This is a genomic window from Variovorax sp. P1_H2 (assembly GCF_056405295.1).
The window spans coordinates 1-2554 of sequence record NZ_JBFUCJ010000253.1 but is presented as its reverse complement, the minus strand read 5'-3'; the positions used below and the strand labels follow the sequence as shown (position 1 = coordinate 2554).

4 protein-coding genes and 1 pseudogene are annotated in these 2554 nt (G+C 65.3%); 3 read left to right on the top strand and 2 right to left on the bottom strand.

Annotated elements, in window-relative coordinates; all coding sequences use genetic code 11:
- The 3 genes from AC1D2E_RS35525 to AC1D2E_RS35515 form a co-directional block, all read left to right on the top strand.
- Nucleotides 1-270: helix-turn-helix domain-containing protein (locus AC1D2E_RS35525; RefSeq protein WP_478201745.1), on the top strand; the 270-nt coding region annotated here is incomplete at its 5' end.
- Nucleotides 271-444: 174 nt separating this feature from the next.
- Nucleotides 445-795 carry a hypothetical protein gene (locus AC1D2E_RS35520; protein WP_478201744.1) on the top strand — a complete coding sequence of 117 codons (351 nt, stop codon included), beginning with the start codon at nucleotides 445-447 and terminating at the stop codon, nucleotides 793-795.
- A gap of 47 nt (nucleotides 796-842) precedes the next feature.
- Nucleotides 843-1475 carry a class I SAM-dependent methyltransferase gene (locus AC1D2E_RS35515; RefSeq protein WP_478201743.1) on the top strand — a complete coding sequence of 211 codons (633 nt, stop codon included), beginning with the start codon at nucleotides 843-845 and terminating at the stop codon, nucleotides 1473-1475.
- Between the two features lie 9 nt (nucleotides 1476-1484).
- On the opposite strand, the gene AC1D2E_RS35510 is transcribed toward AC1D2E_RS35515, so the two are convergent.
- Together AC1D2E_RS35510 and AC1D2E_RS35505 are read right to left on the bottom strand one after the other, a co-directional pair.
- A complete protein-coding gene (locus AC1D2E_RS35510) occupies nucleotides 1485-1760 on the bottom strand; it encodes a PXPV repeat protein (protein ID WP_478201742.1) in 276 nt (91 codons plus the stop codon).
- A gap of 526 nt (nucleotides 1761-2286) precedes the next feature.
- A pseudogene (locus tag AC1D2E_RS35505) lies at nucleotides 2287-2554 on the bottom strand (DnaJ C-terminal domain-containing protein); the annotation flags it as partial.

Genomic DNA, 2554 nt, shown 5'->3' with positions numbered 1-2554 from the left:
GTACTGGCGACCCTCCTGCAAGCCTACGAGGCGAAGCACTACCCGATCGACCCACCCGACCCCATCGAGGCGATCAAGTTCCGCATGGATCAGTCGGGCATGGTCGCGAAAGACCTCGTGYCCTACATCGGGCCGCTGAATCGAGTGTACGAAGTCCTGGCGCGCAAACGCCCGCTGACGCTGCACATGATCCGCCGACTGACGAAGGGCATGCATATCCCGGCCGACATTCTCATCGGGCAGGCCGAAGAGGAAGAGATGTCCGCCTGACGTTTGGATATCGGAAGCCCCCATGCAGAGGCGTGCGTCGCGCACGGCGGGCCGGAGAAGCCCGTCGTGATGTCGCGAGGATTGCCGTTCGCTTCGGTCCGGCGTATCGTGTCCGGCATGAAGGAGGAGCACATGCCTTCACGGAGACAACTGGTTCGCGCAGAAGTGCGCCGCATGCCCCCGATGCCCTTGGGCTCGCTGGGCGACCCCGAGGCGACGACGCCGCTGTCGGATGCCGAGTTGTGCGACCGCGCCGTGCATACCATCTGGCGCAGTCTGGATGAACATGATCTGCTGGACGAGCGGGCACGAAGCGACTTGGCGGCGGTCCTCGAGCCGCTGACCGCTCTTGGCTTTGGGGATCGTCCGCGACGGCTGATCAACATCCTCAGGTTGCCGAATCCGATCGACGCCGCCCACCTGTACTGGCTCACCCGCCGGCTGCTGACGCTGGTCCCCGAACTGCAGGCCGCCGCGATGGCATTCTCCAGGCCAGGTTGCGATCTCCCTCCGCCCCTGGCCTGACGGCGTCGAAGCCAGGCAACCAGGCGAGGATCTGGGAAGATCCGAACATGCATCTGTCCATCGATGACCTCGAGCGCATCGCCGCAGTGACGCTCGCGCACTACGACCAGCACGCGCAAGCGTTCTGGGAAGGCACGCGCGATCACGACGTCAGCCAGAACATCGCGGCGCTCCTCCAGTACATCGAGACGGCCCCCCCGTTCGCGATTCTGGATTTCGGCTGCGGCCCCGGTCGGGACCTCGAGACATTCAAGCGGCTTGGGCATCTCGCGACAGGACTGGAAGGGTCCGAGCGGCTCGCCACGATGGCGCGGGCGCACAGTGGGTGCGAGGTCCTGCAGCAGGACTTCCTCAAACTGCAATTGCCGGCCAGCCGCTTCGACGGCGTGTTCGCCAATGCGTCGTTGTTCCACGTCCCCAGCCAGGAATTGCCGCGTGTACTGGAGGACCTCCACACGACGCTCAAGCCGGGTGGCGTGCTGTTCTGCTCGAATCCCCGCGGCAATGGCCAGGAGGGCTGGAACGGCGATCGCTACGGCGCGTTCCACGATCTGGATGCCTGGCGCCGGTACATGTCAGCAGCCCGGTTCATCGAACTGGCCCACTACTACCGCCCATCCGGCATGCCGGTCGAACAGCAGCCTTGGCTGGCGAGCGTGTGGCGCAAGCCGGCGCACTGAGCGCCGTTCTCAGTCTCGACCGCCCCAGCCGCGACGGTCTTCGCGGCGCTCGTGCCCCCAGTCGCGGCGATCCCAGCGGCGACCACCCTCCCAGTCGGCGCGATAGGACCGGCGCCCTTCTCCGCGATACCCTGGTTCGTAGTAGACAGGCGCCGGTGCGTAAGCCACCGGCGGCGCAGGGCGGTAGTACACCGGGGCGGGCTGGTAGTACACAGGGGCCGGGCGCGCGTAGACCGGCGCCGGCTCGTAATAGACCGGTGCTGGCTCGGCGACCCCGATTGCCACGCCAGGCGCATAAATGCCGACCGACCAGTTCGTGCCAGCACTTGCCGAAACGGCGCCCGCGAGTGCCGCGACGGCGACGGTTCCGACAACTGCCAACCTGGCCAACATTGAGCGACTTGCGTGCATGTGAAATCTCCAGTGCGAGGCAACAGCTGCCCCGAGCTCATCCAACGTCGGTGCCTCGAGCCGCGTGCACGGAGGGAGTGCAAAGATGGCGTAAACACGCGCAACGGCGGGTTGCAGCAAGCGGTGCAGGGAACTAGGGTTTACCCTATAATCGAGCCAACGCACTCATTCTGGAGTTCCGAATGTTCACTGTTTTGATCTGCCTTGTCGCCGTCGCTGCCGTCGTTGTTTCCGGTTACGTGACCTCGAAGAAATTGGACGAGCTTCGCTGACGAACAGATCCCCGGTTGTCTCCTCCATCGTCCTTCGATGGATTGGCCCCCGCACAGCGATGTGAGGGGGCTTTTTTCTGGGTGCCAGTGCCTCGGCACCGGGAGCTTGCCAGCCCGGTCGCCGCGGTCTACAGGCTTCGTTCCCAGGCGCGCAAACCCCGGTTCCATGCGCGAAGGCGATCGTCCAGGGCTTCTCCACCAGCACCCGAACTGGTGGCCGAGAGCTGGTCGAGCAGGATTTGCTGGTCGGTGCTGAGCTGCTGCGGAAATATCGGCACCAGCGTGAGCAGATGGTCGCCACGCGGGCCGCGGCGCTGCACCGGGAAGCCCTGGCCCTTCAAGCGGTAAGACAGCCGGTCGCGGCTCAGCTGCAGGGCCTGGAAGCCTGTGACGGTC